Consider the following 25,358-nt stretch of genomic DNA (forward strand, 5'->3'; position numbering starts at 1 on the left):
AGGGGGCTTCGACAAGCTCAGCCTGAGCGGAGTTGAAAGCAAGTCTTTGAAACCCGCTCAGGCTGAGCTTGTCGAAGCCCCATCGGCACAAACCACATCTCATCGACAGAGCTGCACAATCCATCGCCGATTGATCGCCTGAACCGATGAGCCCAATCGGATCATCGTGCTTACAATCGTCACACCCCCGGCCTATCTGAGCTTCACCAGTTTCAACCACCCAACTGAGGGAACTACATCCATGGGTATCGTCGGCAGCACCATCAAGCCGTTCAAGAACACCGCCTTCCAGGCCGGTAAGGACTTCTTCGACGTCACCGAAGGCGACATCGCGGGCAAGTGGGCCGTGTTCTTCTTCTACCCGGCGGACTTCACCTTCGTGTGCCCGACCGAGCTGGAAGACCTCGCTGGTGAATACGCCACGCTTCAGGGCCTCGGCGTCGAAGTGTTCGGCGTTTCGACCGACACGCACTTCAGCCACAAGGCATGGCACGACACCTCGGACGCCATCGGCAAGTGCACCTACGCCTTCCTGGGCGACCAGAACCACAACCTTGCCAACAACTTCGGCGTGCTGCGCGAAGGCGTTGGCCTTGCTGACCGCGCGACCTTCGTCGTCGATCCGGACGGCGTGATCCAGCTGGTCGAAATCACCCCCGAGGGCGTGGGCCGCAACGCCAAGGAACTGGTCCGCAAGATCAAGGCCGCCAAGTACTGGCGCGAGCACCCCGGCCAGGTCTGCCCGGCCAAGTGGGAAGAAGGCGAAGCCACGCTGGCTCCCTCGCTCGACCTCGTCGGCAAGATCTAAGACCCCTGCAAATCCTCCCCGTGGCCGCAGGCCATGGGGAGGTGGCAGCCCCGCAAGGGGCTGACGGAGGGGGCGGGCCGCAGGGCCGCAGACGTCGCATTGCAGACGGGACCGCCCCGCCCCCCTCCACCATCCTTCGGATGGTCCCCCTCCCCGCTTCGCAGGGAGGATTCCCAACAAAGGAAACCTGACTCATGCTCGACGCCAACCTGAAGCAACAGCTCTCGCAATACCTCGGCATGCTGCGCGAGCCGATCGAGCTCGTCGCCTCCCTTGGCGATGACGCAAAGTCCACCGAGACCCGCGAGCTGCTGACCACCATCGCCTCGCTCTCGGACAAGGTCACCGCCACTTTCGACGGCGATGACGCGCGCCGCCCCAGCTTCATCATCCGCCGCGCGAGCGACGCAAGCGCCTGGGTGCGCTTCGCCGGACTGCCGCTCGGCCATGAATTCACCTCGCTCGTCCTCGCCCTGCTGTGGACCGGCGGTCACCCGCCCAAGGTCTCGGACGAGGTGCTTGAGCAGGCCAAGGCGCTCGAAGGCTCGCTGACGTTCGAGATGTACTTCTCGCTCTCGTGCCACAATTGCCCCGACGTGGTGCAGGCGCTAACGCTGATCGCACTCAACAACCCGCACGCCGACGTGACGCTGATCGAAGGCGGCACGTTCCAGGCCGAGGTCGAGGAACGCGGAGTCATGGCCGTGCCCGCCGTCTTCCTGAACGGCGCGATGTGGGGTTCGGGCAAGATGAGCATCGAGGAAATCCTCGGCAAGCTCGACACCGGCGCCGACGCCAAGGCCGCCGCCAAGCTGGCCGAGAAGAAGCCTTTCGAGGTGCTCGTCGTCGGCGGTGGTCCCGCTGGTGCCGCCGCGTCGGTCTACACCGCGCGCAAGGGCTTCAGCACCGGCATCGCGGCCGAGCGTTTCGGCGGCCAGGTGCAGGACACCATGGGCATCGAGAACTTCATCTCGGTCCCCTACACCGAAGGCCCCAAGCTTGCCGCCGCGCTGGAATCGCACGTCGCTGAATACGACATCGACGTGATGAACCTGCAGCGCGCCGAAAAGCTGATCCCGGCGACGGAACTCGGCGGCTATCACGAAGTCGTGTTCGCCAACGGCGCTTCGCTGAAAGCCCGCTCGGTGGTGCTGACCACCGGCGCGCGCTGGCGGAACCTCGGCGTGCCCGGCGAGGCCGAGTACAAGAACAAGGGCGTGGCCTATTGCCCGCACTGCGACGGCCCGCTGTTCAAAGGCAAGCGCGTGGCGGTGATCGGCGGCGGCAACTCGGGCGTCGAAGCGGCGATCGACCTTGCCAACATCGTCGGCCACGTCACCCTGATCGAATTCGACGCCAAGCTGCGCGCCGACCAGGTTCTGGTCGACAAGCTGAAGTCGATGAAGAACGTCGATATCTTCACCAGCGCCCAGACCACCGAGGTCGAAGGCGACGGCGAGAAGGTGAACGCGCTGGTCTACAAGGACCGCAATTCGGGCCAGGAGCACAAGGTCGAGCTGGAAGGCGTGTTCGTCCAGATCGGGCTGGTGCCCAACACCGAATGGCTGAAGGACTCCGGCGTCGAACTGACGGCGCGCGGCGAGATCGTGATCGACGAGAAGGCCGCCACCAACCTGCCCGGCGTGTTCGCGGCGGGTGACGTGACCACGGTGCCTTACAAGCAGATCATCATCGCCATGGGCGAGGGGTCGAAGGCGGCGCTTTCCGCATTCGACTACCTGATCCGCAACGAGGCTCCCGAGGAGATCGCGCAGGCGGCTCAGCAGGCGGCCTGAGCTTAAACGTTCCAACGAGAGGCGGGCGGGGATCGTAGGATTCCCGCCCGTTTTTCGTGGGCGCCCTCCTCCCGGTTCGTCATTGCGAGCGTAGCGAAGCAATCCAGGGCAGTATGAGGCCGCCCTGGATTGCTTCGCTACGCTCGCAATGACGACGAGTTGGAAATCACCCCAACCCGTCGATATGCCGCTTCAATCCAGCCTCCCACATCGCGATGCGACCGCCGCGCACCGCCCCGTCCATATCCGGCGCGAACCGCTTCGACGCGCTGCCCATCGCCACCGCATCCTCCAGCGAGGCATGGAGGCCAACCCCGACCCCCGCCAGCATCGCCGCGCCCAGAGCGGTCGTCTCGATATCCGCCGGCCGCTCCACGGGCAGCGCGAGCACGTCGGCCAGATCCTGCGCCATCCAGTCGTTGGCGCTCATCCCGCCGTCGATGCGCAGCGATGTCCACGCCGCGCCGTCGGCGGCGAAGGCGGCCTGCAGATCGTGGCACTGGTGCGCCATCGATTCCATCGCCGCGCGCACGATATGCGCCCGGCTGGTCCCTTGCGTGAGCCCGGTGACGACGCCCTTGGCATCCGGCTGCCAGTGCGGCGCGCCCAGTCCCGCCAGCGCAGGCAGGAACAGCACACCGCCATTGTCCGCCACCGCGCGCGCCAGCGTCTCGCTCTCCGCCGCCGTTCGGATCACGCCGAGTTCGTCGCGCAACCACTTGATGAGGCTGCCCGCCACGAAGATCGATCCTTCCAGCGCATACGTCCGCCGCCCGTCCTGCTGGCACAGCACGGTGCCGAGCAGCCGGTGCGAGGAACGCGGCAGGGTCTCGCCCATGTTGGTGAGGATGAAGGCACCAGTGCCGAAGGTGGCCTTGGTTTCGCCCGCCTTGAGGCAGTGCTGCCCGATCGTCGCCGCCTGCTGGTCACCCGCAAGCCCGCTGATCGGGATCGGCGCGCCGAGCAGTTCGGGATCGCAAGTGCCCACCGTCCCCGCCGTATCGACGATCCTCCCCAATGCCGAACGCGGCACCCCGAACAGGCCGAGCAGGTCGTCGTCCCAGTCCGCGCCGTCCAGCGCCATCAGCTGCGTACGGCTGGCGTTGCTGGCATCGGTGACATGCAACCCCCCGGTCAGCTTCCAGACCAGCCAGCTCTCCACCGTGCCCAGCGCCAGCCGCTCGCCCAAGGCGCGCGCATCCGGCACATTGTCGAGCACCCAGCGCATCTTGGTGCCGGAGAAATAGGGATCGACGACAAGGCCGGTCCGCTCCTGCAGCATGGCCTCATGCCCGCCATCGCGCAGCGTGGCGCACATCTCGGCGGTGCGGCGGTCCTGCCAGACGATGGCGCGGGTGATCGGCTCGCCGGTCTGGCGGTCCCAGGCCACCACCGTCTCGCGCTGGTTGGTGATGCCGAGCGCGGCAATACGCTCGGCGCCGCCCACCTTGCCGATGACCTCGCGCGCGCAGGCGAGGGTCTTGTCCCAGATCTCGGCGGCATCGTGCTCGACGCGGCCGGGGGCGGGATAATGCTGCGTCAGTTCCTTCTGCGCGACGTGCAGGACCCTACCGTCCGCGCCGTAGACGATCGCCCGCGTCGAGGTGGTCCCTTCGTCGAGGACCAGAATGTGTTCGCCGTTCACGTGCTCACTCACCCATGTATGTTTGCAGTCGCGCGGCTTGTGCCGCGTCGAGCCGGAGGCCCAGTTTCGTGCGGCGCCACAGCACATCCTCGGCCGTGCGCGCCCACTCGTTGGCCTTGAGGTAATCGACCTCCGCCCCGGTCAGGCCGTGGCCGAAGTCCTCGCCGGGGTCCATCGCCAGCCAGTCGCGCGCCTTCGTGCCATAGGCCCGCGCCACGCGGTCCACCGTCGCCGCATCGAGGCGGGGGTATTCGCGCGCGAGGTCAGCCTTCAGCGCATCGATCGCGCCCATCGCGAAGTCGCCGCCGGGCAGCGGCGCGGTGGCGGTCCAGTCCTTGCCGGAGAGCGCCGGGACCAGCGGCTGCAGCTTCTCCACCGCATCCTTGGCGAGATGACGATAGGTCGTGATCTTGCCGCCGAACACCGAGAGGAACGGCGCGCCGCCCTCCCCGTCCAGATCGAGGTCGAAGTCGTAGCCGCGCGTCGCCGCCTCGGGCTTGCCGGAACCGTCGTCCACCAGCGGGCGCACGCCGGAGTAGGTCCACACCACGTCGGCAGGGGTGATCGACTTCGCGAAGTAGGCGTTGACCGCCTCGCACAAGTAAGCGATCTCCTCCTCGCTGGCCTTCACCTCGCTCAGCGGGCCGGTGTGGTCGCGGTCGGTGGTGCCGATCAGGGTGAAGTCGTGCTGGTAGGGGATCGCGAAGAAGATGCGCCCGTCGGGGATCTGGAAGAAGTAGGCGTAAGGATGCTCGAACAGGCGCGGCACGACGATGTGCGAGCCGCGCACCAGCCTCATCGCGCGCTTGGTGCGCTCACCGGCGCGGCCGACGAGGTCGAGCACCGATGGCCCGGCCGCGTTCACCACCGCCTTCGCGCGGAACGTGCCGCCAGTGGTATGGATGGTCCACACCCCGCCCTCGCGCTCCAGCTTCTCGACACCGGTCCGGGTCAGGATCGTCGCGCCCCGGTCCGCCGCGTCGCGGGCGTTCAGGACCACCAGCCGCGCATCGTCCACCCAGCCGTCGGAATAGACGAAGGCCTTGCCGAACCCCGGCTTCAGGGGCTTGCCCGCCGGGTGCCGGTGCAGGTCGATGGACTCCGTCGCGGGCAGCGCCTTGCGGCCGCCGATGTGGTCGTAGAGGAACAGGCCGAGCCGCAGCAGCCAGCGTGGGCGCAGGCCCTTCACATGCGGCAGCACGAAGCGCATCGGGTGGATGATGTGCGGGGCGATCTTCCACAGCCGCTCGCGCTCGGTCAGCGCCTCGCGCACGAGGGCGAACTCGTAGTGCTCAAGGTAGCGCAAGCCGCCGTGGATCAGCTTGGTCGAGGCGGACGAAGTGCCGCCCGCCAGATCGCCCTGCTCCAGCACCAGCACCTTGGCGCCGCGCCCGGCGGCATCGCGCGCGATGCCGCAGCCGTTCACGCCGCCGCCGATGATCGCGATGTCGTAGATTTCAGTCATTCACACACTCACAAGATCATCATGCTGAAGGCCGTGGCGACCACCAGCGAGGCCAGCGTCGCCGCCACCACCGGCATCGCCGCGCGCCAGCCCATCTGCATCACCAGATCGAGGCGCGAGCGCATCGCGGTGGCCGTCACCGCCAGCAGCAGCAGCGTCTTCGACAGCGTCAGGTTCAGGTGGACCACGAAAGCCGGGATCGTCACCAGCGAATTGAGCACCACCACCGCCAGAAACAGGGTAATGAACCAGGGCATCGCAAGTTTCCGGATCCAGTGGCGCTCCCCGGCATCCTCGTCGGTGTACATCAGCGAGACGACCGCCACGATCGGCGCCAACAGCGCCACGCGGCTCAGCTTGACGATGGTGGCGTAGCTTCCGGCAATATCCGAATAGGCATAGCCGCCGCCGATCGCCTGCGCGACGTCGTGAATCGAGGCGCCGATCAGGAACCCCGCCTGCCGGTCGTCGAGGTGCATCAGCCCTGCGAGCGGCGGATAGAACGACATCGCGATCGCGCTCGCCATCGAGATCACCACGAGGGTCAGCGCGAATTGCGCCTGACTGATCCGCTTCGCCCCCAGCACGCCGAACAACGCCAACGCGGCGGAGGCCCCGCAGATCGCCGTCGCGCCGCCCGCAAGGATGCCGATCGCGGTCGAGGCGCCGGTCGCCCGCGCCACCAGCAGCGCCGCGCCCATCGCGGCGGCCATCACCATCAGCAGCGCCAGGAACGGCACCGGGCCGAGCGCCACGATCTGCGCCAGCGTCACTTGCGTGCCGAGCACGACGATGCCCCAGCGCAGACAGGCCTTGGAGGCGAAATCGAGCCCCGGATGCGTGCGCTTCTCGCTGGTCACGAAGTTCAGGGCGAGGCCGATCAGCAGGCCCATCAGGATGATCGGCGCGCCGTAGTGCTCGGAAAGCCAGGCGGCGGCGATGCTGGCGATGCCGCAGATGGCGAGGCCCGGCCAGAGCTTTTTCCATATCTCGATACGGCTCGGCTTCGCGGCGGGGCCGCCCGACTGGGCGAGGAACATCTCGCCGTAAAGGTCGCCTGCGTGTTCTGCGCTCACTGGTCCCCGTCCTTTCGCCGCATCTCTCTTATCGAAGACGCTTGCCGTATGTCCTACGTTGTCATATCCATCTTTATGACCACCCACGCAGCGGAGCAAGAGCTTTGCGCGAGGGGCAGGAAGAATTGCCGCCGACGAAACGGCGGGATAGGGGAGAGCAAGAATGACCATCCATCAACAGACGGCTGCGCCCGTAGCGGCCCCTCCCCCTGACCGCGCCGCCATCCGCGCACAGAACGTGTTGATCGCGCTGATCTTTTTCGCGACGGCGCTGAACTACGTCGACCGGCAGGTGCTGGCGCTGCTCAAGCCGATGCTGGAAGCGGAGTTCCACTGGGACGACCAGCAGTTCGCGCATCTCGGCTCGATCTTCCAGCTGGCGGCGGCGGCTTCGCTGCTCGGCGTGGGCTGGTTCGTCGATCGTTTCGGCGTGCGCTTCGCCTACGGTTTCGCCGTGGCCTTGTGGAGCCTTGCGGGGATGGCCCATGCGCTGGCCGCCAGCGTGCAGCAATTCGTGATCGCCCGTGCCGTGCTGGCGACCGCCGAATCGGTCAACACCCCCGCCGCGATGAAGACCGCCGCGATCTACCTGCCCGCCGCGCGCCGCTCGGTCGGCATCGGCATCATCAACACCGCGCCCAACATCGGCGCGATCCTCACCCCCATCATCATCCCCCCTTTCGCGCTGGCCTTCGGCTGGAAGGCGGCGTTCGTCGTCACCGGCGCGCTCGGCCTCGTATGGCTGCTGGCGTGGAAGCTCAACACCGCGAAGCTGACGCCGGTGGCCGGACAGGCCGCCACCACGCGCGGAAAGGTCGAGTGGGGCGCGATCCTCTCCGACCGGCGCAGCTGGACGGTGATCGGGGCCAAGGCGCTGACCGACCTCGTCTGGTGGTTCGTGCTGTTCTGGATGCCGGACTTCTTCGCCCGCCAGTTCAACCTGAGCCAGGGCGAACTCGGCTGGCCGATCGCGGTGATCTTCACGCTGGCGGCACTCGGCGCGGTGTCCTCGGGCGCGCTCTATCCGGCGCTGCTGCTGCGCGGGGTGTCGATGAACCTGGCGCGCAAGGGCTCGATGCTGGCTTATGCGCTGGTGGTGCTGGCGATGCCGCTGGCGATGCTGGTGAGCAATCCGTGGATCGCAGCGGTGTGCATCGGCCTTGGCCTGTTCGCGCATCAGGGCTTTTCGACCAACATCTTCGGCATGGCGACCGAGATCATCCCCGCCCGCCGCATGGCCACCGTGATCGCGCTGGGCGCGGTGGCTGGGAACCTCACCGGGACCGGGATCATCGAGTTCGCGGGCTGGTCGCTCAAGACGGGCCTCGGCTACGCGCCGCTATTCGTGGTGTGCGGCGGGGCCTATCTGGTGGCGACGGCCTACATCCACCTCATGCAGCCGAAGCTGGCGGCGGCCGAGTAGGCCTTGGCGTCATCCCGGACTTGATCCGGGATGACGGGGTTGTGCACGCACTCCGTTGACATTTATAACCACATAGGTTATATACCCCAGCATCCGGAGCGGTGATGTACAAGTCGCCCCGGTGTATCGGGTCGGCGTCGTGGGCCGGGATGCGGTTTCAGCCGCGATCGCGCAAACCACGCGCCCAACGAAGACCCGGACCGTCCTCTCGGCTCTGGAAACGTCCTTCGAACCGCTTTGTCCTTCTGGACAGACACCGCGAAGGCTATCCCGGATGACCCATGACCGCCAACGACGCGAACCCTAACGTCGGTCATACGGGACGGCTCCGATGGAATGCCAAGGTCGAGCCGGGCTGACCACCGCTACCCGGCCGCTCGTCAGAGCAGGTGGAAAACAAAACCCCGCGTCCCTGCTTGGACGCTCCCGACGCCGACCCGATGTTCACTCTCGGTTGCGTTGACTTCCCCCGGCGTTAGGCCCGCACTCGCCAGCGGGCATTGCCATATGTGCAGAGTTCAGTTCCTCCCCGAGCTTGTCTCGGGGAGGTGGCGCCGCCGAAGGCGGTGACGGAGGGGGAATCCGCCTGGCCCATCCCCCTCCACCACCCGCTGCGCGGGCGGTCCCCCTCCCCGAGACAAGCTCGGGGAGGAATAAAAAACCCCCGGCGGGGAGGAGATCCGCCGGGGGTTCTTTGTGCGAGCATTCAGCGAAGGACGTTTGCGCCCGTCCTCAGTTGAACTTCGCCCGCAAGTTCAGGCCCGCATAGCGATCCGCGTCGCGCGGGATCATCAGGCGGGTGCGGTTGGCGGTGTTGAGCAGCACGTAGCTGTCGTCGAGGATGTTGCGGACCATGAAGGTCAGGCGATAGGTATCCTCCGCGTCCGACACGCCGATGCTGGCGTTCCAGATGCCGTAGGGATCGATCGGCCCGCTCTCGCCAAGGTCGGAGAACTGCTTCGAGACATGGTGCCAGTCGCTCGACAGGTACAGCTTCACCGGGCCGACGGGGACGTCGTAGTCCGCGCCGATGGTGTAGCTGAACTTGGGCGCCAGCGGCAGGCGGGTGCCGTCACGCGCGTCGGGCGCGTTGGTCAGCGGGTTCGGGTTGAACTTGCGCACCTTGGCATCGGCATAGGCGGCGCTGGCGCGGAAGGTCAGGCCCTCGGTCGGGGCGACGGTCAGGTCGGCCTCGAAGCCCTTCGAGCGCACGTCGCCCGCGTTGGTCAGACTGGTGGTCGTCGCACCGTTGATGAGCACGAAGTTGTTCGCCTGGAAGCCCTTGTAGTCGACAAGGAACGCCGCCGCGTTCAGCTGCACCACGCGGTCGAACCACTGGCTCTTGAAGCCCACTTCGAAGCTGTTCGACTTCTCGGGATCGATCGGTTCGGCGTTGCTCGGCGCGGTGTGGTTGAAGAAGACGTTGAACGCCGGACCCTTGTAGCCGCGCGTGTAGCTGCCGTAGACCATCACGTCGTCCATGACGTCGTACTGCAGCACCGCCTTGCCCGAGAAGTTGTCGGCGCTGGTGCTGCCGCGCGAGGTGTCGGTGCCGTTGCCGCCGGTGGCGATGGTGCCGCCGGCGCCGTAGGCCAGCAGGCCCGAGGCGGCCGTGGGCAGACCGGTGGCGCTGTTGATCGCGGCGCCGCGAACGTGGGTGAAGCTGACGCTGTCATGCGTGAAGCGGCCGCCCAGCGTCAGGCGCAGGGCATCGGTGAACGCATAGGTCGCCTGGCCGAAGACCGCCCAGTTGCGGAACGAGACGTCCGAGCGCGAGGTCGCCGAGACGAACTGCGTGTTGACGGTATCCGCCAGGTTGCACGGCTGCGCGCCCGTCACCGGATCGACCGGCGAGGTGGACGCCGAGCATGTCACGTCGCTGCGGGTAAAATCCTGCGTGTTCTTCGAATACCACAGGAAACCGCCGACCTGATACGTCAGCGCCTGGTTCTGCGGCGAGGCGAGGCGGACTTCGGCGGAGACCTGGTCGGTCTCGACGGTGCCGTGGTCGTGCAGCTGCGGGGTGCCGACGATCGCGCGGGGCAGGAAGTCGCCGTCGCGGATCTCGGTGTTCTTCCAGTTGCGGTAGCCGGTGACGATCGAGAACGTGTGGTCCGCGAAGGTGTCGATGTCGGCGCTCATGGTGAAGCTGTACTGACGGTCGAGCGAGCGGGTGATGAGGTTCTGGTTGACCTCGCGGGTATCCTCGCCCTGCGGGACGATGCCCAGTTCGCCGTCGATCGCGGTGCCGCGCGACACGCCGGTCACTTCGGCGCAGCAGTCGTCGTCGGCCTTGAAGTAATCCGCGATCAGGCGCAGGCGGCTGCCGCCCGCGTCATAATCCAGCACTCCGCGCGCGCCGTAGTGCTCGTAGCCGTTGACGGTCTTGTCGTAGTAGGTGTTCTTGATGTTGCCGTCGTAAGTGCCGTAAAATCCGGTCAGGCGGCCCTTCAGGTTCTCCGAGATCGGGCCGGAGACGGTCATCTTGGCGCGGTACTCGTCGTCGGTGGTGCCAGAGACGTTGGCCTCGGCCTCGAAGTGGTCGGTGCCGCCCTTCGACACGATGTTGACGAGGCCCGCCGAGGCGTTCTTGCCGAATAGCGTGCCCTGGGGCCCGCGCAGCACTTCGAGGCGGTCGAAATCGACGAGGTCGAGGAACGACTGGCCCGAACGGCTCAGCACGATGCCGTCGACAACGGTGGACACACTGGGTTCGGCCGCGACCGAGAAGCTGATCGTGCCGACGCCGCGCATGACGATCGCGCTGTTGGCGTTGGTCGTGCCCTTGCGGAAGGTGACCGAGGGAACGATCGAGGTGATGTCTTCCAGACTCTTGGCGCCGGCGCGGGCCATGGCCTCGCCGGTGACCGCGCTGATGGCGATCGGCACGTCCTGGACGTTCTGCTGAACCTTCTGCGCGGTAACGATAATCTCGTCGACCTGCGCGTTGGCCGGGGTCGCGGCGACAAGCGCGACGGCCGACGCCGAAAGCGCCAGCGCGGTGCGCGCCAGAATCGCTCCGGGCGTGGTGGTGGCGTGCGAAATCATATGTTTCCCCTCCTGCTTATGCGGAGCCTGAGTGTTTGAGCCTCAGGTCGTCCTGTCGGTTGCACCCCTCTTGATTGGGCCGAACATTTCTGTCAAGCGTTGTCATATCGGGACAGCGCGACGGCGACGAGCGTGCTGCAGAATAACAACAACATGACTCATGGGACTGGAAACGTGTCGCTGACTTTCGACGTTCGGGAAGACGGATTCGCCTGCCTGCTGGCTGGCCGCAAGGTGCTGCGCGGATCGCCCGCGAGCCCTGCATTCGCGGTCGCGCGTGGTGCTCCTGAAGTGGAAATGGTGCGCGGCAACTTCGCCATTAGCGATGCGCCTAAGGGCCGCGTGGAGCTGGGCTTCGCTGCGATCGACGGTGGCGATCTGGTCCTTTCGGCCAGTGCCGGGGCCGCGCCGATGCTGCGGGTTTCGGTGAGCGGCGATTCGCTGGACATCGCGGTGCTCGATCCCGCCTACGACCGGGTCTGGGTCGATCTGGCGGCGCAGCCGGGCGAGCATGTCTGGGGCGGTGGGGAGCAGATGAGCTACCTCGACCTCTCGGGCCGCCGCTTCCCGATCTGGACCAGCGAACCCGGCGTCGGACGCGACAAGTCCACCGAACTGACCCGCCTGATGGACCAGAACGGCATGGCCGGCGGCGATTACTGGTGGACCAACTATCCGCAGCCCACCCTCCTGACTTCCAGCCTTTGGGCCTGCCATCTGGGCAGCAGCGCCTATTCCGTGCTCGACTTCACCGACGCCGCCCGCCACCGGATCGAAGTGTGGGAAGGCGCGTTCACTCTCGAATTCTTCGCCGCCAACGACTTGCCTGCGCTGGTCGGCGCGCTTTCCAGCCGCTTCGGCCGCCAGCCCGCCCTGCCCGACTGGGCCATCGGCGGAGCCATCGTCGGCCTCAAGGAAGGCGACGTCAGCTTCGCGCGCCTTGAGAAGATCATGGACGCGGGCGCCGAAGTCTCCGGCCTGTGGTGCGAGGACTGGATCGGCATCCGCCAGACCAGCTTCGGCCGACGCCTGTTCTGGGACTGGTCGTGGAACGAGGCGCGCTATCCCGAACTGCCCGCCCGTATCGCCGCGCTGGCGGAGAAAGGCGTGCGCTTCCTCGGCTACGTGAACCCCTACCTCGCCAATGACGGCAGGCAGTATGCCGAGGCCGAGGCGCTGGGCTATCTCGCGCTGCGGCAGGATTCGGACGCGGTCTATCTCGTCGATTTCGGCGAGTTCGACTGCGGCGTGGTGGACTTCACCAACCCCGCCGCGATGGACTGGTTCGCCGACCGCGTGATCGGGCGCGAGATGCTGGACTTCGGCCTTTCGGGCTGGATGGCGGACTTCGGCGAGTACCTGCCGGTCGATCTGCGCCTCCACGACGGCAGCGATCCGATGCTGATGCACAACCGCTGGCCCGTCCTCTGGGCCGAAGCGAACGCGCGCGCCGTGGCTTCTCGCGGCAAGACCGGCGAGGCGGTGTTCTTCATGCGCGCCGGATTCTCTGGTGTGCAGGCGCATTGCCCGCTGCTGTGGGCAGGCGACCAGTCGGTGGACTTCACAAGGCACGACGGCATCAACACCGTGCTCACCGCCGCGCTGTCGGCGGGGCTGGTCGGCAATGCCTATTCGCACAGCGACGTGGGCGGCTACACCAGCCTGCATGGCAACGTGCGTGACGCGGACCTGATGATGCGCTGGTGCGAGCTGGGCGCGTTCTCGCCGGTGATGCGCAGCCACGAAGGCAACCGCCCGGACGACAACCTGCAGATCGATTCCAGCCCCGAACTGCTCGGCCAGTTCGCCGCGATGTCGCGCGTCCACAAGGCACTGGCGCCTTACGTGCGCCACCTCAGCGACGAGGCCGTGGCGACCGGCCTGCCGGTGCAGCGCCCGCTGTTCCTGCACTACTTCGAGGAGGTGCTGTTCAGCGTGCAGGACCAGTACCTCTACGGCGCCGACATGCTGGTGGCGCCGATCGTCGAGGCCGAGGCGACGCAGCGCGAAGTCATCCTGCCCGGCGACACCCCGTGGCGTCACCTCTGGACCGGCGAGGACTTCGCCCCCGGCACGCATACCGTGGCCGCGCCCTATGGCCAGCCGCCCGTTTTCTACTTGCCCGGCAGCCAGTTCGCGCCTCTCTTCGCATCGTTGAAGGCATGACGGAAATGCTCCCCCTTCTCGTCATTGCGAGCGCAGCGAAGCAACCCAGGGCCGCGCAAACCGGCCTGGATTGTTTCGCCCTGCGGCCTCGCAATGACGAGCGGTGGGGGCGAGCGATATCGATGAACGGCTCGGGCACTTGTCCCTCCCTCGTCATTGCGAGCCCCGCAGGGGCGCGGCAATCCAGCGCTTGCGCAAGCTGCCCCGGGTTGCTTCGCTTCGCTCGCAATGACGGACGGTGGGGCGGGACGGCTGCGTCGTGCACGGGGGAGAGCACATGAGCGAACGGTCCAACATCAAGGACGTCTCGGCGCTGGCGGGCGTATCGATCAAGACGGTCAGCCGCGTGCTGAACGGGCATCGCTACGTCAGCACCGACACCAAGGAGCGCGTCGAGAAGGCGATGCAGGAACTCGGCTTCCGGCCGAGCGTCGCCGCGCGCATTCTGGCGGGCACCAAGTCGGGCCAGATCGCGCTGATCTACGACAACCACAGCCCCTACTACATGAACCAGATCCAGATGGGCTGCTGGGAAGCCTGCCAGCAGAACGGCTCGCGCCTCCTCGCGCAGCCGGTGGACGTGGCGGACCCGCTGGTCGGCGAACAGGTGCGCGGGCTGGTGACGGAAACGCATGTGGACGGCATCGTCCTCTCCTCTCCCGTTACCGACTGCGTGCCGGTGCTGAAGGCGCTGGAGGGCATGGACATCCCCTTCGTGCGCATCTCGCCGGGCACCAACCATGCGATGACCTCCTCGGTCTTCATGGACGATGCCCAGGCGGCGGACGACATGACCAGCTACCTCATCGCGCGCGGCCATCGCCACATCGGCTTCGTGAAGGGGCACTCCAACCACATGGCCTCGGAGGAGCGCCTGTTCGGCTACCGCCGCGCGCTAGACCGCGCGGGGCTGCCGTTCGAGCCCGCGCTGATCGCTCCGGGCGAGTTCGATTTCGACAGCGGCGTCGCCGCGGCGCAGCGGTTCCTCAAGGGCAAGCGCCGCCCCACCGCGATCTTCGCCAGCAACGACGACATGGCGGCGGGCGTGCTCTCCGTCGCGCACGACATGGGGCTGGGCGTGCCCGACGACCTCTCGGTGGTCGGCTTCGACGACACCATGGTCGCGCGGATGGTCTGGCCGCAGCTGACCACGATCCGCCAGCCCACCCGCGAACTGGCGCATGCCGCCACGCAGCTTCTTCTCGAAGGCGCGCAGGCCACGCACCGGCGCCTTCCCCACGACCTGATCGAGCGTGCCTCGGTCGCCCGCATCAATCCCGACCTTCTCTCCTGACAGGAACACCCATGACCTACCTCCCCTCCCCGGCCGCCCGCCGCCAGCTCGGCAAGAGCGGCATCGAAGTCTCCGCCCTCGCCTGGGGCAACTGGCGCATGGAAGGCGAGGCCTCCGATGCCGTGCGCCTGCTCCATGCCGCGCTGGATGCAGGGATCGACTTCATCGACACCGCCGACATCTACGGCTTCGACGGCAAGGGCGGCTTCGGCGATGCGGAAGCGCTGCTGGGCAAGGCGCTCGCCAGCGAACCGGGCCTGCGCGAGAAGCTGGTGATCGCCACCAAGGGCGGCATCATGCCCCCCCTGCCTTACGATTCGAGCGCCGAATACCTCACCAGCGCCATCGACGCCTCGCTCACCCGCCTCGGCACCGACAGCGTCGAGCTGTGGCAGATCCATCGTCCCGACATCCTCACGCACCCTTCGGAAATCGCAAAGGCCGTCGAAGCGGCACATAAGGCGGGCAAGATCCGCAGCTTCGGCGTTTCCAACTTCACTACCTGCCAGATCGCCACGCTGCAGCAGTTCGTGAGCCTGCCGATCGTCTCCACCCAGCCGGAAATCTCGGCCCTGCGCCTCGACACGATCGAGAACGGCGAGCTGGACCAGGCCATCGCCATGGACATGGCCGTGCTGGCATGGTCGCCGCTGGGCGGTGGTCGTCTCGCCGCGCCGGAAGACGCCCGCAGCAAGGAAGTCGCCGCGCTGCTCGATCAGGCGGCGGAAGAGTTCGGCGTGTCGCGCACGGCGGCCGCCTACAGCTGGATCATGGCGCACCCGGCGCGCATCATCCCCATCGTCGGATCACAAAAGGCCGACCGGATCGCGGAAGCCACTGACGCACTCAAGGTCCGCTGGACCCGCGCCAGCTGGTACGCGGTACTGGTCGCATCGAAAGGAGAGCCCCTGCCGTGAGCACCACCACTGACAAGACCTGTGAGGTAAGCTGGTTTTCGGCGCTGTGCGACGATGACTACGAGTTCCTTGGCCAGCCCGATCCGGCGCTGGCCTCCAGCTGGGAGCATTGCCGCAACATCGTGCTGCAGGCCGAAAAGGGCGGGTTCGACAACATCCTGCTCCCCTCCGGCTATGCGCTGGGCATCGACACCACCATGTTCGCGGGCGCCATCGCCCCGCTGGTGGAGAAGATCCGCCTGCTCTGGGCCGTGCGCATGGGCGAGGACTGGCCGCCGCAGCTGGCGCGCCGCATCGCCACGCTCGACCGCATCCTGGGTGGGCGGCTGACGGTGAACATCATCTCGTCCGACCTGCCAGGCGAGAAGCTGGACAGCCGCGCCCGCTACCAGCGCACGCTCGAGGTGATGCAGATCCTCAAGATCATGCTGAACGGCGAGCACCTGAAGTACGAGGGCGAGTTCTACAACCTCGACCTGCCGCCCGCGCGCATCACCACCGTCTCGGGCCAGTGCCCGCCGCTCTACTTCGGCGGCCTGTCAGAAGACGCGCGCGAAGCTGCGGCCAAGGGCTGCGACGTCTACCTGATGTGGCCCGACACGATGGACAAGGTGCGCGAGACGATCGCGGACATGACCGCACGCGCGGCGAAGTACGGCCGCACGCTCAAGTTCGGCTACCGCGCTCACGTCATCGTGCGCGAGACCGAGGACGAGGCGCGCGTCTATGCCGATCGCCTGCTGTCCAAGCTGGACGATGCGGCGGGCGAGGCGATCCGGCAGAAGTCGCTCGACAGCGCCAGCGTCGGAGTGACCCGTCAGGCCGAACTGCGCGGTGCTGCGGGCGGCGACGGCTTCGTCGAGGACAACCTTTGGACGGGCATCGGGCGCGCCCGGTCGGGCTGCGGCGCGGCGATCGTCGGCGATCCGGATCAGGTGCTGGCGAAGCTGAAGGCCTATCAGGCGGAGGGCATCGATGCCTTCATCCTGTCGGGCTATCCGCACGCGGCGGAGGCGGATCTGTTCTCGCGGCATGTGCTGCCGCAGATCAACCACGCGCCGCTGGTGCTCTGACGATCCGCGCAGACCCTTCGACAAGCTCAGGGTGAGCGGGGTTGGGGTAAACCTCAACCCCTTCTAAACTTGGCAAATCCGCTCAGGCTGAGCTTGTCGAAGCCCCCTCGGGCAGACAGGTAATCGCGCCAAACACCGGGTCACCCTGAACTTGTTTCAGGGTCCATCAGGACGATGCCGCGGTCGCTTGATCCGCAAACCGCGAGTGCAGCGTGGCTCGACCCTTCGGCCCACGCTGCACGATGGACCCTGAAACAAGTTCAGGGTGACGAAGCGGATGGCGGTGAGGGAGAGAGCGCCCGGGCACCCTCCCCGCAACTCAATGCCCGTCGGCAGCGCAGACCGCGATGCTGGTCAGGTTCAGGATACCGCGTGCGGTGACCCCCGGCGTCAGCACGTGGATCGGCTGCGACAGGCCAAGCAGCATCGGGCCGACCGTCGGCGAGCTGGACGAGGCCGAGAGCGCCGTCAGCGTAATGTTCGCCGCATCGAGGTTCGGCATGACCAGCAAGTTCGCAGCGCCCTCGAAGCCCGAATCCGGCACCAGCTTTTCGCGCAGCGCCTGGCTGAGCGCGGCGTCGGCGTGCATTTCGCCGTCCACGCGCAGTTCCGGCGCGACCTTGCGCACCAGCTGCGCCGCCGAGCGCATCTTGCGCGCGCTGGGGCTGTTCGACGAACCGAAGTTCGAGTGCGACAGCAGCGCCACCTTCGGGTCGAGGCCGAAGCGGCGCACCGCGTCCGCCGCCAGCACCGTCATCTCGGCGATCTGTTCAGGCGTCGGATCGGGCACCATGTGGGTGTCGGTCAGGAACAGCACGCCCGCATCGAGGATCAGGCCCGACAGCGCATAGACGCGCTTCACGTCGGGTGCGCGATCGATGATGCGCAGGACGTGCTCGATCTGGCCCCAGTATTCCGAGTTGCCGCCGACCAGCGCCGCATCGACCTTGCCGGTGCGCAGCAGCATCGCGGCGGTGACGGTCGGGCGGCGATAGGTGTGGCGCAGCACTTCGGCGGTCGGCACGCCCTTGCGGCTGGCGATCGCGCCGTAAGCCGCAACGAGTTCGCCGAACAGCTCATGGTCGGTCTCGGGATCGACGATGTCGACGTCCTCGCCCAGCTTGAACGACAGGCCGAGTTCGGGCAGCTTCTGCTCCAGAATCCGGCGGCGCCCCACCAGCGTCGGGCGCACCATGCCTTCGTCGAGCGCATCCTGCACCGCGCGCAGCACGCGTTCGTCCTCGCCCTCGCCGTAAGCGACGCGCTTCATCGCCCCGCGCGCGGCCTGGTAGACCGGCAGCATGAGCTGGCCCGAGCGGGTGTTCATGTTCGCCAGCGAACGCTTGTACTCGGCGATGTCGAGCGTCTTGGTCGCGACGCCCGAATCCATCGCCGCCTTGGCGACGGCGCCGGCGATCTCGACGATCAGGCGCGGGTCGAACGGGGTGGGGATGATGTACTCGGGGCCGAACACCAGCTTGCGGCCGCCGTATGCCTGCGCGACGCTGTCATGCGCGGGCATGCGCGCCAGACCGGCGATGGCTTCGGCGGCGGCCGCCTTCATCGCCTCGTTGATCTGCGTCGCGCCCGCATCCAGTGCGCCGCGGAAGATGTAGGGGAAGCACAGGACGTTGTTGACCTGGTTCGGGTAGTCCGAACGGCCCGTGGCGATGATCGCATCGGGGCGCACTTCGCGGGCGGCCTCGGGGCGGATTTCCGGCTCGGGGTTGGCGAGCGCGAAGATCAGCGGCTTGTCGCCCAGCAGCGGCAGCCATTCCGGCTTGAGCACGCCCGGCGCCGAAAGGCCGAGGAACACGGTGGCGCCCGGCAGCACGTCGGGCAGCGAACGCGCGTTGGTATCGCGGGCATAGCGCGCCATGTTGGGCAGCATGCCCTCGCGGCCGGAATGGATCACGCCGTCCTTGTCGGTCAGCGTCACGTTCTCGATCGGCAGGCCCATCGAGACGAGCAGATCGACGCAGGCCAGCGCCGCCGCGCCCGCGCCCGAAGTGACCAGCTTGGCGTCGGCCAGCGTGCGGCCCTGCAGCACCAGCGCGTTGCGCACGGCGGCGGCGACGACGATCGCGGTGCCGTGCTGGTCGTCATGGAACACCGGGATGTTCATGCGCTTCTTCAGCTCGGCCTCGATGTAGAAGCACTCGGGCGCCTTGATGTCTTCGAGGTTGATGCCGCCGAACGTCGGCTCCAGCAGCGCCACCGCCTCGATGAACTTGTCGGGATCGACGGTGTCGACCTCGATGTCGAACACGTCGATGTCGGCGAACTTCTTGAACAGGACGGCCTTGCCTTCCATCACCGGCTTCGAGGCCAGCGCGCCGATCGCGCCGAGGCCGAGCACGGCGGTGCCGTTCGAGATCACCGCGACGAGGTTGCCGCGCGCGGTGTAATCCAGCGCCTTGGCCGGATCTTCAGCGATTTCCATGCAAGGCACGGCGACGCCGGGCGAATAGGCGAGCGCGAGGTCGCGCTGGTTCACCATGCGCTTGGTCGGTTCGATGGTCAGCTTGCCGGGCCGAGGCAGGCGGTGGTAATCAAGTGCGGCGCGGCGCAGCGTCTCGTCCATGGTTTCGTCCCGTGCTTGTCTCTTGGATTCGCCGATCCCCCAACACGGTTCGCGCAGCGATGTCGAGTGGCATGCGTGTAAATTGAGGGGCGGAGATACACTTCGTCATCGGCGAAAGGCGCAAATACCTTTCCCGTGCCGCGTGCCGCAATGCCGGGTGCACAAAACGCACCTGCCTCCCCCCGTTTCCGGGAGGAGGCAGCCGGTCAGTTGGTGCCGACCTGCGTGGTTTCCTCAAGTCCGCCGCCCAGCGAGCGGTAGAGTTCCACCAGGTTGCTCGCCTGCGTCAGCCGCGTGGTGACCAGCGCCTGCTGCGCACCATAGGCCGTGCGCTGCGCGTCGAGGGTCACGAGGAACGAGTCCACGCCCGAGCGGAACCGCGCGTCGGACAGCTTCGCGGCAACACCCGCCGCTTCGGCGCGGGTGGACTGCGCGCGGATCTGGTCGCCGATGCGGCCGCGCTGGGCGAGCGCGTCGGAGACTTCGCGGAAGGCCGTCTGGATCGCCTTCTCGTACGTCGCCACGGCGACATCGCGCGAGGCCTTGGCGTAGTCGAGGTTGCCCTTGCGGCGGCCGAAGTCGAACAGCGGCAGCGAGGCGCTGGGCGAGCCGGTGTAAGTGTAGCTGCCGTCCTTGAACAGGCCGCCGAGCGCGGTGCTCAGCGTGCCGAGCGTGCCGGTCAGCGAGATCGTCGGGAAGAACGCCGCGCGCGCGGCGCCGATGTTGGCGTTCTCGGCGATCAGCTGGTGTTCGGCCTGCAGCACGTCCGGACGGCGCAGCAGCACGTCGGAGGAAATGCCGCCCGGCAACGCATCGCGGGTCAGCGGCGCGTCGCCAAGCCCGGTGGGCAGCTGCTCCGCCGGGACGGTGGTGCCGGCCAGCAGGTTGAGCGCGTTCTGGTCGCGCGCCACGCTGGTTTCCAGCGCGGCGATGTCGTTGACCGCACTCTGGTAGCTGGTCTCGGCCTGGCGCACTTCCAGCTCGGAGCCGGTGCCGATGCGGAACTGCGCCCGGGTGAGGTCCAGCGTCTGCTCGAAGGCCTTCGCCGTTTCACGCGAGAGGCGCAGCTGCTCGCTGTCCGAGGCCATCGTCAGCCAGGCGCTGGCGATCTCGGCGATGAGGCTGATGCGCGCGGTACGCTGGGCCTCCTCGCTGGCGAAGTACTGCTCCTGCGCCGCGCGGCTGAGATTGCGCACGCGGCCGAACAGGTCCAGCTCGAACGCCGAGAGGCCAACGGTGGCCTGGTATATCTCGATGTCGGTGCTGGTCGAGCCGCCGCCCATGCTGGCGAGGTTGTTGGTGTACGTCGCGGTGCCGCCGGCATTGACCGTGGGCAGGCGGTCGGCACGCTGGACGCGGTACTGCGCCCGCGCCTGCTGCACGTTGCCCGCCGCGATCCGCAAGTCGCGGTTGTTGGCAAGGCCCGTCTCGATGACCTGCCGCAGCCGGTCATCGAGGAAGAAATCGCGCCAGCCGATGCGCGATACGTCGACCGCGTCGGTCGGGGCGGCGGGATAGACGCCGCCCTCGGGCAGCGCCACCGGCACCGCGCCGGCGGGCCGCTCGTACTTCGGCGCGAGGTTGCAGCCGGCCAGCAGCGAAGTGCCGGCGAGCAGGACGAGGATAGACTTTTTCATGTTCAGCTTTCCTGCGGCGCGTGGCCGTCGGCGTGAGGCTCGTCGGTGTTCGGCTTCTTGCGATCGGTCTGCCCGTGGTTGAACAGGCGGGCGACGACCACGAAGAACATCGGCACGAAGAAGATCGCGAAGATGGTCGCCGAGAGCATGCCGCCCACCACCGCGCGGCCGATGGCGTTCTGGCCGCCCGCACCCGCGCCGGTCGAGACCGCCAGCGGCAGCACGCCGAAGACGAAGGCCAGCGAGGTCATCAGGATCGGGCGAAGACGCAGTCTGGCCGCCTCCATCGCCGCATCGAAGGCATTCATGCCCGCGAGCACGCGTTCTTCGGCGAACTCGACGATCAGGATCGCGTTCTTGGCCGATACGCCGATCGTCGTGATAAGGCCGACTTGCAGGTAGATGTCGTTGCCCAGGCCCGTGAGCCACCCCGCGAGCAGTGCACCGACGACGCCCAGCGGCACCACCAGCATGACCGCGATCGGCACCGACCAGCTTTCGTACAGCGCCGCGAGGCACAGGAACACCACCGCCAGCGACAGCGCGTAGAGCATCGGCGCCTGGCCGCCCGAAAGGCGTTCCTCATAGGACAGGCCGGTCCATTCGATGGCCGTGCCCGGGGGCAGTTTCTGCTGCATCTCCTCGATCGCCTGCATCGCGCCGCCGGTGCTCAGGCCCTGGCCCGGAGCGCCCTGCAGCTGCATGGCGGGACGGCCGTTGTAGCGGGTGAGGATCACCGGCGCCTGCTTCCAGTCGAGGCTGGAGAACGAACCGAACGGCGCCATCTCGCCGCCAGTGCCGCGCACGTAGAGGTTCTGCAGCGCCTCGGGCGAGGAGCGGTACTGCTGGTCGGCCTGGATATAGACCCGCTTGGTACGCCCGCGATCGAGGAAGTCGTTGACGTAGGAGCCGCCCCACGCGGTCGAGATCTCCGAGTTGATCGAGCTGAGGTCGAGGCCGAGCGCGCCGGCCTTGTCCTGATCGATCTTCACGTCGAGCTGCGGCGCGTCGTCGAGGCTGACCGGGCGGACTTGCGCCACCCGCTTGTCCTGCGCGGCCATGCCGAGCAGCTGGTTGCGCGCGGCCATCAGCTTTTCGTGGCCCATGCCGGTCTCGTCCACCAGCCACATGTCGAAACCGGTGGCATTGCCCAGTTCCTGCACCGCAGGCGGGGTCAGCGCGAAGATCATCGCGTCACGGTACTGGGAGAAGGCCCCCATCGCGCGGCCGACGATGGCCGGAGCGCGATTCTCCGCCCCGCTGCGATCCTTCCAGTCCCGCAGCATGACGAAGGCCATGCCCGCGTTCTGGCCCTGTCCGGAGAACGAGAAGCCATTGATGGTGAAGATCGAGACGGCATTGGCCTTCTCGTCCTCGAGGAAGTGCTTGCGCACTAGGTCGAGACCCTTCTGGGTGCGCGGCAGGGTGGCGCCGGACGGCCCCTGCACCAGCGCGATGACCACGCCCTGATCCTCGTCCGGCAGGAAGCCGCCGGGCAGGCGCGTGAACAGGAAGACCATGCAGCCCACGATCAGCAGGTAGACCAGGCCCGCCCGCTTCCAGCCCGTCGCGGTACGGCGCACGCCGCCGCGGTACTTCTCGGTGCCGCGGTCGAACTTGTCATTGAACCAGCGGAAGAAGCGCGCCAGCAGGCCGTTGCCCTGGCCCTGCTTCGGATCGTGCGGCTTGAGGATAGTGGCGCACAGCGCCGGGGTCAGGATCAACGCGACCATCACCGAGAGCGCCATCGACGAGACGATGGTGATCGAGAACTGGCGATAGATCACGCCGGTCGAGCCGCCGAAGAACGCCATCGGCAGGAACACGGCGGACAGCACCATGCCGATGCCGACCAGCGCGCCGCTGATCTCGTCCATCGACTTGCGCGCCGCCTGCTTGGGCGAAAGATGTTCGTCCTGGATCAGGCGCTCGACGTTCTCGACGACGACGATCGCGTCGTCGACCAGCAGGCCGATCGCCAGCACCATGCCGAACAGGGTCAATGTGTTGATCGAGTAGCCGAGCACCGACATCACGCCGAACGTACCCAGCAGCACGACCGGGACGGCGATGGTCGGGATCAGCGTCGCGCGCCAGTTCTGCAGGAACAGGAACATGACGAGGAAGACGAGCACGACCGCCTCGACCAGGGTGTGCACCACCTGCTCGATCGACAGGCGCACGAACGGCGTCGAATCGTAGGGGAACGCCACCTTGACGTCGGACGGGAAGTTCTTGGAGATCTTCTGGACCTCGGCCTTCACCGCATCCACGGTGTCGAGCGCGTTGGCGCCCGAGGCGAGGCGCACGCCGAAGCCGGAGGCGGGCTTGCCGTTGAACTGGGTGTCGAAGCCGTAGTTCTCCGCGCCCAGTTCCACCCGCGCCACGTCGCGCAGGCGCACGGTGGCACCGCCCTCGGTGGAGCGCAGGCGGATGTTGCCGAACTCCTCGGGCGTCTGCAGGCGCGATTGCACCGAGACGGTGGCGTTGAGCATCTGCTCCTTGGAGGCCGGCAGCGCACCGATCTGGCCGGCCGAGACCTGCGCGTTCTGTGCCGATACCGCCGTCGATACGTCGGCGATCGTCAGGTTGTAGCTGCGCAGCTTGAGCGGATCGACCCAGATGCGCATGGCGTACTGGGTGCCGAAGATCTGCAGTTCGCCCACGCCGTTGATGCGGCTCACCGGGTCCTGCACCTGACTGACGAGATAGTCGGCAAGGTCGGTGGCGGAGTGGCTGCCATCCTCCGAATAGATCGCGGTGACGAGCAGGAAGCTCGCCGCCGACTTCTGCACCTGCACGCCCTGGCGCTGCACTTCCTGCGGCAGCAGCGGGGTGGCGGCCTGCAGCTTGTTCTGGACCTGCACTTGCGCGATGTCGGGATCGGTGCCCTGCTCGAAGGTCAGGGTGATCGTCACCGTACCCGCCGAGGAGGACTGCGCCGAGAAGTAGCGCAAGTTGTCGATGCCCTTGAGCTGCTGCTCGATGATCTGCGTCGTCGTGCGCTCAAGCGTTTCCGCGTCGGCGCCCGGATACGTCGCCGCGATCGACACCGTGGGCGGCGCGATTTCGGGGAACTGGGCGACCGGAAGGCTGCGGATGGCGATGATGCCGGCCATCATCAGGACGATGGCGATGACCCATGCGAAGATGGGCCTGTCGATGAAATAGCGTGACATGGCGGCTTACTGCCCCTTGTTCGCTGCGGCAGCGCCGGCCGGAGCACCGGCGGCCTTCTGGCCCTGCGGTGCCACCGGCTTCACCGGCACGCCGGGACGCAGCATCTGCGCGCCGTCGACGACGACCTTGTCGCCCGCCTTGAGGCCGCCGGTCACCAGCCAATCCTGGCCGACCGTGCGCGGCGCGGTGACCTTGCGCATCTCCAGCTTGTTCTGCGCGCCGACGACGAGGACCGTGGGCTGGCCCTTCTCGTCGCGCGAGACGGCGACTTGCGGCACCAGCAGGCCATTGGCCTTGGTCGCCTGCGCGAATTCGGCGCGCACGTACATGCCGGGAAGCAGGAGACCGCGCGGGTTGGGAAACTGCGCGCGGATGATCTGGCTGCCGGTGGTCGGATCGACGGTGACGTCGGTGAACTTGAGCACGCCTTCCTGCGGATAGGTCGTGCCATCCTCCAGCTTGAGCTTGACCGCGACATTGCCGCCAGCGCTCGTCAGGTCGCCCGCGAGCAGTTGCTGGCGCAGGCGCAGCACGTCGGCGCTCGACTGCTGGATATCGACGTAGATAGGGTCGAGCCGCTGGATCGTCGTCAGCGCATCGGCCTGCGAAGCGGAAACCAGCGCGCCGGTGGTGAAGGTCGAGCGGCCGATGCGGCCGGAGATCGGCGCGCGGATGGTCGTGCGCGCCAGGTCGATCTGGGCCGAGCGCAGCAGCGCCTGCTGCGCGGCGACGTCGGCGCGGGCCTGCTGCGCGCTGGTGACGGCATTCTCGTAGTCCTGCTTCGAGATCGCATTGATCTTGACGAGTTCGCCATAGCGCCGCGCCAGCGCGTCGCTCGAGGCGATCGCCGCGTTCGAGCGTGTCAGCGCCGCACGCGCGTTCGCCGCCGCAGCCTCGTAAGGTGCGGGATCGATGCGATAGAGCGGCTGGCCGGCGCGCACCTGGTCACCCTCGGTGAACAACCGCGCCACGATCAGCCCGTTGACCTGCGGCCGCACGTCGGAACTCTCGTAGGCGGTGGTGCGCCCGGGCAGTTCGTTGGCCAGCGAGACCGACTGCTCGCGCACCGTGACGACGCCGACCTCGGGTGGTCCGGCGGGCGGCTGCTCCGCGCCGCCACCGCAGGCCGACAGGAACAATGCCGCCGCCAGTGCGATGGATGGAGCAGCGAAGGCCGGGGGGGCGATCTTTTTCATGGAGCATTTCCGCCAAGAGGGTTAAAGCGTGAGTGATCGTTCACTCATGA

At 67.2% G+C, this 25,358-nt stretch carries 15 protein-coding genes; 7 read left to right on the top strand and 8 right to left on the bottom strand.

The window, feature by feature from the left end:
* Positions 1 to 241: 241 nt before the first annotated feature.
* Both ahpC and ahpF read left to right on the top strand, forming a co-directional pair.
* On the top strand, positions 242 to 808 hold the full coding sequence (gene ahpC, locus V2S85_RS07065; RefSeq protein ID WP_008831739.1) for an alkyl hydroperoxide reductase subunit C: 567 nt from the start codon (positions 242 to 244) through the stop codon (positions 806 to 808).
* Positions 809 to 1,002: 194 nt separating this feature from the next.
* The gene (ahpF, locus tag V2S85_RS07070; RefSeq protein ID WP_330702154.1) at positions 1,003 to 2,604 is read left to right on the top strand and encodes an alkyl hydroperoxide reductase subunit F; all 1,602 of its coding nucleotides are present in this window, start codon (positions 1,003 to 1,005) and stop codon (positions 2,602 to 2,604) included.
* A 166-nt stretch (positions 2,605 to 2,770) separates the two neighbouring features.
* Here the strand turns inward: ahpF and V2S85_RS07075 are convergent, their stop codons facing one another.
* From V2S85_RS07075 to V2S85_RS07085, 3 genes are read right to left on the bottom strand one after another with little or no spacing between them, the layout of a single operon-like run.
* Positions 2,771 to 4,249 (bottom strand): glycerol kinase, encoded by a 1,479-nt coding sequence (locus V2S85_RS07075; protein ID WP_330702155.1) that lies wholly within the window; start codon positions 4,247 to 4,249, stop codon positions 2,771 to 2,773.
* A gap of 4 nt (positions 4,250 to 4,253) precedes the next feature.
* Positions 4,254 to 5,714, bottom strand: a complete 1,461-nt coding sequence (locus tag V2S85_RS07080) for a glycerol-3-phosphate dehydrogenase (protein WP_330702156.1) — start codon at positions 5,712 to 5,714, stop codon at positions 4,254 to 4,256.
* A gap of 8 nt (positions 5,715 to 5,722) precedes the next feature.
* On the bottom strand, positions 5,723 to 6,790 hold the full coding sequence (locus V2S85_RS07085; RefSeq protein ID WP_330702157.1) for a YeiH family protein: 1,068 nt from the start codon (positions 6,788 to 6,790) through the stop codon (positions 5,723 to 5,725).
* Positions 6,791 to 6,953: 163 nt separating this feature from the next.
* On the opposite strand from V2S85_RS07085, the gene V2S85_RS07090 reads away from it, so the two are divergent.
* Positions 6,954 to 8,213: an MFS transporter gene (locus V2S85_RS07090; RefSeq protein WP_330702158.1), complete on the top strand. Its 1,260-nt coding sequence runs from the start codon at positions 6,954 to 6,956 to the stop codon at positions 8,211 to 8,213.
* A gap of 732 nt (positions 8,214 to 8,945) precedes the next feature.
* Here the strand turns inward: V2S85_RS07090 and V2S85_RS07095 are convergent.
* Positions 8,946 to 11,261, bottom strand: a complete 2,316-nt coding sequence (locus V2S85_RS07095; RefSeq protein WP_330702159.1) for a TonB-dependent receptor — start codon at positions 11,259 to 11,261, stop codon at positions 8,946 to 8,948.
* Positions 11,262 to 11,414: 153 nt separating this feature from the next.
* Here V2S85_RS07095 and V2S85_RS07100 point away from each other — a divergent pair, with 153 nt between their 5' ends.
* The 4 genes from V2S85_RS07100 to V2S85_RS07115 all read left to right on the top strand — a co-directional run bounded on the left by V2S85_RS07100 (position 11,415) and on the right by V2S85_RS07115 (position 16,711).
* Positions 11,415 to 13,427: an alpha-glucosidase gene (locus V2S85_RS07100; RefSeq protein ID WP_330702271.1), complete on the top strand. Its 2,013-nt coding sequence runs from the start codon at positions 11,415 to 11,417 to the stop codon at positions 13,425 to 13,427.
* A 277-nt stretch (positions 13,428 to 13,704) separates the two neighbouring features.
* Positions 13,705 to 14,721 carry a LacI family DNA-binding transcriptional regulator gene (locus V2S85_RS07105; RefSeq protein WP_069708994.1) on the top strand — a complete coding sequence of 339 codons (1,017 nt, stop codon included), beginning with the start codon at positions 13,705 to 13,707 and terminating at the stop codon, positions 14,719 to 14,721.
* Between the two features lie 11 nt (positions 14,722 to 14,732).
* A complete protein-coding gene (locus V2S85_RS07110; RefSeq protein WP_330702160.1) occupies positions 14,733 to 15,638 on the top strand; it encodes an aldo/keto reductase in 906 nt (301 codons plus the stop codon).
* Positions 15,635 to 16,711, top strand: a complete 1,077-nt coding sequence (locus V2S85_RS07115) for an LLM class flavin-dependent oxidoreductase (protein ID WP_330702161.1) — start codon at positions 15,635 to 15,637, stop codon at positions 16,709 to 16,711. Before V2S85_RS07110 ends, V2S85_RS07115 begins: the two co-directional genes overlap by 4 nt.
* A 319-nt stretch (positions 16,712 to 17,030) precedes the next feature.
* On the opposite strand, the gene V2S85_RS07120 is transcribed toward V2S85_RS07115, so the two are convergent.
* The 4 genes from V2S85_RS07120 to V2S85_RS07135 form a co-directional block, all read right to left on the bottom strand.
* Positions 17,031 to 19,295, bottom strand: a complete 2,265-nt coding sequence (locus V2S85_RS07120; protein ID WP_330702162.1) for an NADP-dependent malic enzyme — start codon at positions 19,293 to 19,295, stop codon at positions 17,031 to 17,033.
* A 206-nt stretch (positions 19,296 to 19,501) separates the two neighbouring features.
* Positions 19,502 to 20,932 (bottom strand): efflux transporter outer membrane subunit, encoded by a 1,431-nt coding sequence (locus tag V2S85_RS07125; protein ID WP_330702163.1) that lies wholly within the window; start codon positions 20,930 to 20,932, stop codon positions 19,502 to 19,504.
* A 2-nt stretch (positions 20,933 to 20,934) separates the two neighbouring features.
* The gene (locus tag V2S85_RS07130) at positions 20,935 to 24,111 is read right to left on the bottom strand and encodes an efflux RND transporter permease subunit (RefSeq protein ID WP_330702164.1); all 3,177 of its coding nucleotides are present in this window, start codon (positions 24,109 to 24,111) and stop codon (positions 20,935 to 20,937) included.
* Positions 24,112 to 24,117: 6 nt separating this feature from the next.
* Positions 24,118 to 25,308, bottom strand: coding sequence for an efflux RND transporter periplasmic adaptor subunit (locus V2S85_RS07135; protein WP_330702165.1), 1,191 nt, complete (start codon positions 25,306 to 25,308; stop codon positions 24,118 to 24,120).
* Positions 25,309 to 25,358 lie beyond the last annotated feature (50 nt).

This window comes from Novosphingobium resinovorum, assembly GCF_036352595.1.
In the GTDB taxonomy this organism is placed as follows: Bacteria; Pseudomonadota; Alphaproteobacteria; order Sphingomonadales; family Sphingomonadaceae; genus Novosphingobium; species Novosphingobium resinovorum_B.

Coding starts and splice junctions, on each gene's coding strand:
- ahpC (WP_008831739.1), top strand. CDS start 242: ATGGGTATCGTCGGCAGCACCATCAAGCCGTTCAAGAACACCGCCTTC.
- ahpF (WP_330702154.1), top strand. CDS start 1,003: ATGCTCGACGCCAACCTGAAGCAACAGCTCTCGCAATACCTCGGCATG.
- V2S85_RS07080 (WP_330702156.1), bottom strand. CDS start 5,714: ATGACTGAAATCTACGACATCGCGATCATCGGCGGCGGCGTGAACGGC.
- V2S85_RS07090 (WP_330702158.1), top strand. CDS start 6,954: ATGACCATCCATCAACAGACGGCTGCGCCCGTAGCGGCCCCTCCCCCT.
- V2S85_RS07095 (WP_330702159.1), bottom strand. CDS start 11,261: ATGATTTCGCACGCCACCACCACGCCCGGAGCGATTCTGGCGCGCACC.
- V2S85_RS07100 (WP_330702271.1), top strand. CDS start 11,415: ATGACTCATGGGACTGGAAACGTGTCGCTGACTTTCGACGTTCGGGAA.
- V2S85_RS07105 (WP_069708994.1), top strand. CDS start 13,705: ATGAGCGAACGGTCCAACATCAAGGACGTCTCGGCGCTGGCGGGCGTA.
- V2S85_RS07110 (WP_330702160.1), top strand. CDS start 14,733: ATGACCTACCTCCCCTCCCCGGCCGCCCGCCGCCAGCTCGGCAAGAGC.
- V2S85_RS07120 (WP_330702162.1), bottom strand. CDS start 19,295: ATGGACGAGACGCTGCGCCGCGCCGCACTTGATTACCACCGCCTGCCT.
- V2S85_RS07125 (WP_330702163.1), bottom strand. CDS start 20,932: ATGAAAAAGTCTATCCTCGTCCTGCTCGCCGGCACTTCGCTGCTGGCC.
- V2S85_RS07130 (WP_330702164.1), bottom strand. CDS start 24,111: ATGTCACGCTATTTCATCGACAGGCCCATCTTCGCATGGGTCATCGCC.
- V2S85_RS07135 (WP_330702165.1), bottom strand. CDS start 25,308: ATGAAAAAGATCGCCCCCCCGGCCTTCGCTGCTCCATCCATCGCACTG.